This is a genomic window from Paraconexibacter sp. (genome assembly GCF_041602235.1).
In the GTDB taxonomy this organism is placed as follows: Bacteria; Actinomycetota; Thermoleophilia; order Solirubrobacterales; family Solirubrobacteraceae; genus Paraconexibacter.
The window spans coordinates 1-6,118 of sequence record NZ_JBFIGP010000233.1; the positions used below are offsets into that span (position 1 = coordinate 1).

At 72.6% G+C, this 6,118-nt stretch carries 9 protein-coding genes; 5 read left to right on the forward strand and 4 right to left on the reverse strand.

All coding sequences use genetic code 11. The features are described 5' to 3' along the window. The 3 genes from ABYE80_RS15785 to ABYE80_RS15795 form a co-directional block, all read right to left on the reverse strand. Nucleotides 1-369 (reverse strand): hypothetical protein (locus ABYE80_RS15785; protein WP_372791259.1); only part of this gene is annotated, 369 nt, incomplete at its 3' end. Next, entirely contained in the window at nt 369-1,202 is an 834-nt protein-coding gene (gene cpaB, locus ABYE80_RS15790; protein WP_372791260.1) for a Flp pilus assembly protein CpaB, read from the reverse strand. The genes ABYE80_RS15785 and cpaB, both read right to left, overlap by 1 nt. A gap of 137 nt (nt 1,203-1,339) precedes the next feature. Next, entirely contained in the window at nt 1,340-1,519 is a 180-nt protein-coding gene (locus ABYE80_RS15795; protein ID WP_372791261.1) for a Flp family type IVb pilin, read from the reverse strand. 227 nt (nt 1,520-1,746) lie between these two features. On the opposite strand from ABYE80_RS15795, the gene ABYE80_RS15800 reads away from it, so the two are divergent. From ABYE80_RS15800 to ABYE80_RS15810, 3 genes are read left to right on the forward strand one after another with little or no spacing between them, the layout of a single operon-like run. Next, nucleotides 1,747-2,130, forward strand: a complete 384-nt coding sequence (locus ABYE80_RS15800; protein WP_372791263.1) for a DUF192 domain-containing protein — start codon at nt 1,747-1,749, stop codon at nt 2,128-2,130. Beyond that, nucleotides 2,127-2,549, forward strand: a complete 423-nt coding sequence (locus tag ABYE80_RS15805) for a hypothetical protein (protein WP_372791264.1) — start codon at nt 2,127-2,129, stop codon at nt 2,547-2,549. The genes ABYE80_RS15800 and ABYE80_RS15805 overlap by 4 nt, the downstream gene beginning before the upstream one ends. An 18-nt stretch (nt 2,550-2,567) precedes the next feature. Further along, nucleotides 2,568-3,200: a response regulator gene (locus ABYE80_RS15810; protein WP_372791265.1), complete on the forward strand. Its 633-nt coding sequence runs from the start codon at nt 2,568-2,570 to the stop codon at nt 3,198-3,200. Here the strand turns inward: ABYE80_RS15810 and ABYE80_RS15815 are convergent, their stop codons facing one another. Next, nucleotides 3,201-4,481 (reverse strand): sensor histidine kinase, encoded by a 1,281-nt coding sequence (locus tag ABYE80_RS15815; protein WP_372791266.1) that lies wholly within the window; start codon nt 4,479-4,481, stop codon nt 3,201-3,203. A gap of 272 nt (nt 4,482-4,753) precedes the next feature. Between ABYE80_RS15815 and ABYE80_RS15820 the strand changes: the two genes are divergently transcribed. Both ABYE80_RS15820 and ABYE80_RS15825 read left to right on the forward strand, forming a co-directional pair. Continuing rightward, the gene (locus ABYE80_RS15820) at nt 4,754-5,584 is read left to right on the forward strand and encodes an adenylate/guanylate cyclase domain-containing protein (RefSeq protein ID WP_372791267.1); all 831 of its coding nucleotides are present in this window, start codon (nt 4,754-4,756) and stop codon (nt 5,582-5,584) included. 3 nt (nt 5,585-5,587) lie between these two features. Beyond that, the coding region (locus tag ABYE80_RS15825; RefSeq protein ID WP_372791268.1) for a glycosyltransferase family 2 protein at nt 5,588-6,118 on the forward strand (531 nt) is incomplete at its 3' end.

Genomic DNA, 6,118 nt, shown 5'->3' on the forward strand with positions numbered 1-6,118 from the left:
CGCCTTCTCCAGGGCGAACACCACCTGGGCGGCCGAACCGGGCTGCATCGCATCGGCGGAGACCAGGTCGTCGGCCCCCGCGGCGAAGGCGTGGCGTGTGAACCCGTTGGCGACCCCGTCGAAGAACACGACGTGCGTCCGCTCGGGGCGCTGCTCGGCGGCCCCGCGGATGAACTCCAGCAGCTCCGGCGACGGGGTCCGGCAGACGATCACGATCGGGTCCCGGGTCTGGGCCAGATCGGGCAGGCTCTCGGTGGCGGCCCGGACGAACCCGGTGATCGTCAACCCCGGCTCCTGACAGAGGAGCTGGATCGCCTGGAAGTCCAGCCCCTGCTCCAGGGCGACTGCCGCTCGCACCTCGCCGGACATCAGCCGGGGCCCGCCGGTGTGCCGGGGGAGGGAGCGGGCTTGGCGCCCCGGGACGCCGCCGTCCCGACCACCGGGCGCGACCCGCTGGACATGAGGCTCTCGATCGTCACCGGGGGCACGCGGTTCTCCACCGCGCCCGTCGGGGGACGCAGCACCATCCAGACCTTGCCGTTGTCCGATGCGAACGCGAGCTGGGCGGCCTGCTTGCCGACCATGCGCAGCGTGACGACCGACATGTCGGCGGCAGCCCCCTCGCCGTCCGCGCCAGGGGGCGTGCGCAGCACCTCGATGTTCGTGGCGATCTGCTTGAGGACAGGGACCGGGTCGCCGTTGGCGCCCTTGAGGGTCAGGCTGGCGTAGACGTCGACGTGGTCGCCGGGCTCCGCCTGCCCGACGAGTCCGTGCGCGGCATCGAGCGGGATCGAGATCCCGCGGACGCTGCCGGTGAGCTTGGTCGTGAGGTTCGTCGCGTCCGCCGGCTTGAACGCGCTCGCGGTCAGCTGCTCGCCCGGATAGATGTCAGCCTTCGCGACCTGCCCGCGGATCTCGGAGATGCTCGTGAGCGCACCCTCGCTCACGGCGGCGGCGCGGATGTCGGCCGGGCGGGCGATCCGGCCCGCGGCGATCGCCTCGCCGGAGCTGCCCTTCGGGATCAGCCGATCGGCGACGATCACGCTCACGGGCGCCGGGGCGACGCCGTCCGCCGTCCCGGACCGGGAGCCCAGCGCGACGAACACCAGGATCCCGGCGAGGACCGCGGCCGCGAAGGCGACGGCCAGCGCGCGCGGCGGGGCTGAGGGCGAGGTCTTCATGACGATGCGTGGTGTGGACAAGCCGTGTCTCCGGGAGCGAGGGCGTTCGAACCGCGTGGGGAACGACATCCGCCCCGCGTCCCGAGCCGGCTGGCTCGAGGCACGGGGAGGACGGTTGCGGCTGCCCGTCGGCGGGTCGACGGTGCAGCCGCTCCTCGCTAGAGGCTGGTGATGATGTCGTTGAAGGTGCCGCTGATGCCGCCGGACAGCGCGGTCAGAGCGACGACGAGCACGATCGAGACCAGCGAGATGATCAGCGCGTACTCGACGAGGGTCTGGCCCTCTTCGGCAGCGACGTCGACGCGGGCGTTCAGCCACGTCATGAGCGTGTTGAGCATGTACTACCCCCCAGTGGGTTATGTGATGGATATGTGCCGCCTGCCATCGGTGCCGCGACCCTGCCCGGCCCACCTGCTCGACCGGGTACGCGCAGTGCCCGCACCGATGCCCCCGACACGAGAGGCAACCTAGGTGCGGCGTGCGCGACAGGCTCCCCCTATCGGTCTAGTCCTGACCTGACCTTCCGTCCGGTGTCCGTAAGGCGCTCTGCCACGATGCTTCGCGAGTGCCTCGTACTCGGGACAGCACGAGCGGCGTGCAGACCGTCCGGACCCCGGAGGGAGCCGTGCTCTGTGCCAGATGCAGCGTCGCGGCCACGCCGCGTACGCGGCTTCGCGGCCTTCTCGGCCGGACGCTCGCCCCGGACGAAGGCCTGCTGATCCGCCCCACCAACGCGATCCACATGTTCTTCATGGCCTACCCGATCGACGTCGTCTTCCTGGACCGCGACAGCCGGGTCCTCCGGGTGGTGGAGGCGCTCGCGCCGTGGCGCGCCGCGGCCTGCCGGCGGGCGCGGTCGGTGCTGGAGCTGCCCGCGGGCGCATGCGCACGGGTGGGCGTCGGCCCCGATGACGTCCTGACGTTCACCCCCTCCGAGCGCCCGGCGTGAGCGTCGACCTCGAGCCTCCGGTCCTCACGAGCCGTCGGAGCCTGGACGTCATCGTCGCCTCCGACGACCGCAACTTCCTGCGGTTCGCCGGCGCGGTGCTCGACAACGGCGGCCACCGTACGGTGCGCAGCACCGTGGTGCCGCAGCGGATCGATCTGCTCACGCGGCTGCATCGGCCGCACGTCCTGGTGCTCGACGCCGACCAGAAGGCCGTCGTGGTTGCCGAGGTGTGCTCGATGCTGATGGCCCGCGGCCGGACCATCGCGATGGTGTTCGTCGGCGACCACAGCTCCACGCCCCCGAACCTCCCGGTCGTTGCGCGCTGGGGCTCCCCGGACCACCTCCTGCTCGCCGTCGAGCGCGCGGGGGACTCCGGGGAGTGGACGAACGTTGCCGGCGCCGCGCCGTCGCCGCTCTAGCCTGGAAGGGGTATGCCAATGCGCGTTCTCATCGCTGACGACCACCCGCTGATCCTGCAGTCGCTGAAGGCGGCCGTCGACTCCGCCGAGGACTTCGAGGTGATCGCCGAGACCGACTCGGGGCCCCACGTGCTGCCGCTCGTGAACCGCACGCGGCCGGACCTGGTCCTCATGGACGTCCAGATGCCCGGCATGGACGGGCTGCAGTGCCTGGACCTGATCCGGGAACGGCACCCCGACACCAAGGTGGTGCTCATCTCCGCCGGGGGCGACCCCGCGCAGGTGCAGGTCGCGCTGCGGCGCGGCGCGGCGGGCTACCTCCGCAAGAGCATCGCGCCCGCCGAGATCCCGTCGGCGCTCCGCCACGCGGTGACGGGCGACGCGTACTTCCCGATCGGCGGCACCGAGAGCGCCGAGGAGCACATCGCTCGCACGGCGGGACTCACCACCCGGGAGCTCGAGATCCTCAAGTCACTCGCCGTCGGCATGTCGAACAAGCAGATCAGCGCCGAGCACTTCGTCACCGAGCAGACCGTGAAGTTCCACCTGAGCAACATCTACCGCAAGCTGTCGGTCTCCAACCGGGCCGAGGCGGTGCGCTTCGCGCTGGAGCAGGGGCTCGTCACACGTCGCGACGCCGGCCCGGGCTGATCAGGCCGCAGCGGGCCGCCGCACGGCGGCCTCGGGCGCGACCTCGATCAGCGCCGGCAGCGGCAGGCGCGCCGCCCGGGCGAGCGCCAGCTGCACGGTGGTCCCGACCCCCGGTCGGCTCAGGATGTCGCAGTGGCCCTCCATCATCCGGATGCGCTCGATCATCCCCACCAGGCCCAGGCGCCCGCGGCTGGCCGCGTCCGGGAGCATGTGCGCGACGTCGAAGCCGACGCCGTCGTCACGCACGAACGCGTCGATGCTCGCGGCCGTCACCGTGACCGACACCGTGACCGCGCGGGCGAAGCTGTGCTCGCGGGCGTTGGCGAGCGCCTCGCCGATCACGCGCAGGACCGTCACCCGCTCGGCGTCGCTCAGCGTCGCCGGATCGCCGTGGAGGTGGAGGACCGGCTCGACACCGGTGCGGAGGGCGAACCCGCGGGTCAGCGCCTGCAGCGCCTCGGCGAACGGGCGCCGCAGCAGCGCGCTGGACTCCAGCGTTCCGGCCAGCTCACGCAGCTCCGTGGTCGTCGCCTCCGCGATCGCGAGGACGTCGTCGAGGAGCGGGCGGGGGTCGGTCCTGCCACGGCTCGCCGTGCAGCAGGCCACGGGCACGTCGCCGAGCGCGTCGCGCACGCGGTGCAGCTCGGCACACAGCAGCGCGAGATCCTGCATCGGGCCGTCGTGGAGGTCGAACGCGACGCGGCTCAGGCGGCGCTCCGCACCGCTGGCGGCGGCGGCGTGCTGGGCGACGGCCCCGTCCAGCAGCGCCGCCCGCTCGAAGACCAGCCCGAGCTGCATGGCCGACCGCTCGGCGAGCGGACGCGCGAGCCCCGCGACGTCCTCACTGCCGGCCCAGGTCAGGGCGGCGCACGGCGTGCCGAAGGCCGTGATCGGCACCGCCGTGTCGCACCGCTCCCCACGCAGCACCGCCAGGGCGCCGTCGCGCATCCGGGCCTCGTGGGGGCCGATCTCCCCGGCCATGGCCGTCAGCCCGACCTCGCCGGCATCTTCCACCTGCCAGATCGCGGTGGCCTCGAGCCGGGCGCTCGCGGCCAGCAACGTCGCATGCGCCGCCGTGGCGTGCGCCCGCGGGACGGCCGCGATCTCGGGAGCCGCGAGAGCGAGCATGCCGAGCCACAGCGGGTCGAGGCCGTGCAGCTCGTGCGCGTCGGCGACGAGATCGGTGATCACGCGCACCGACACGTCGGGATCCACGGCGAGCACGGCGATGACCGCGGCGACCGTGACCTCGGCGCCGTGCCCCTCCAACCACCTGGTCACGACCTCGCCCCCGAGGTCGTGTTTCCGGCATGGAACCTCATGTTGCTGCCCCCTGAGTTGTTACGGCCGTGCGCTGCCGGAACCCCCGCTGAACTTCTATCCAGCCGGTCGAAACCCTTTCAAGTAGTGGTTTGTACATGACCGGCCGTGATCGCGCATCCGACCGGTGGTCCAAGCGAACCGGACGGAGTCCCCACCGAGCCCCCGTACCGCGACACCGTCCGCACGCCGGGGAACACCGCGTTCGGCGTCGCCCCGTACGATCCGCACCGATGCCCGAGAACGACGAGCGCGACCCGAGCCCGGAGAGCGCGGCGGCTCCCCGGGAGCAGGCCGCGCCGGCCGCGCGGTCGGTGGCGGTCGTGCGACGCATCGACTCCCAGCCTCTGCTCCTGCGGCTCGCGTCCGGCCTGCGCCGCCGCCTCCCCGGGGACGACAGGTTCGGCGACCCCCTGTCGGTCGCCGGCAGCGCTCCGGCCGAGGTCGTCGGTCGCCAGGTCCAGGTCCTCAGCCCCGAACGCCCGAGCGTCGCCAGGGAGATCGGCCTGGGAGCCCTCCAGGTGTGGCAGGCCCTGTCGGAGTCCGCCGGCCGCGGGCGCGGCGACCGCGAGGTCACCATGCTCTTCACGGACCTCGTGGGCTTCTCCGCGTGGGCGCTACGGGCGGGGGACGAAGCCGCCGTCCGGCTCCTGCGGGAGGTGGGGATCATCGTCGAGGGCGCCGTGGCCGAGCACCGCGGCACGCTCGTGAAGCGGATGGGCGATGGGCTCATGGCCGTGTTCCTGGACCCGGAGTCGGCGGTCCGCGCGGCCTTGGACGCCTCCGATCGGCTCGCCACCGTCGAGGTCGAGGGATACACGCCACGGATGCGGGCGGGCGCGCACGTCGGCCGACCCCGCCATCTCGGGGGTGACTACCTCGGCGTCGACGTGAACATCGCGGCCCGCGTCGCCGATCAGGCCGGCGCCGGCGAGGTGCTGGTGTCCGCAGCCACCCTGGCGCACCTGGAGGCCGACGCGTACCGCGTGGGACGCGCCAAGCGGCTGAAGGCCTCCGGCGCACCCAAGGACCTGCGGGTGCACACGATCAGAAGGTCGTCCTGAGACGTGTCCCCTCTGCTGAGCGTCGTCATCCCCGCCTTCAACGAGGAGGCCACCATCGAGGGCGTGGTCCGGCGCGTGCTGGCGCTCGACCTCGACGTCGAGATCCTCGCGGTCGACGACGGCTCGACCGACAGAACGCCCGAGATCCTGGCCGCGCTCGCCACGGAGTACCCCGACCGCGTGCAGCCCCTCGTCCAACCGGTCAACCGGGGCAAGGGCGCCGCCGTGCGCGTCGGCATCGCCGCGACGACCGGGGAGATCGTCCTCATCCAGGACGCCGACCTCGAGTACGACCCCGCCGACATCCCGTCGATCCTGCAGCCCCTGCTCGACGGACACGCCGACGTCGTCTACGGCACGCGCCTGCGCGGCGGGCACCCCCAGCGGGCCCACCTGTTCTGGCACTACGCGGGCAACCGCTTCCTGTCGCTGACGACCAACGTCCTCTTCAACACGACGATCAGCGACATGGAGGTCGGCTACAAGGCCTTCCGCGGTCCCCTGATCCGTGGCATCCGCCTGGTCAGCGACGAC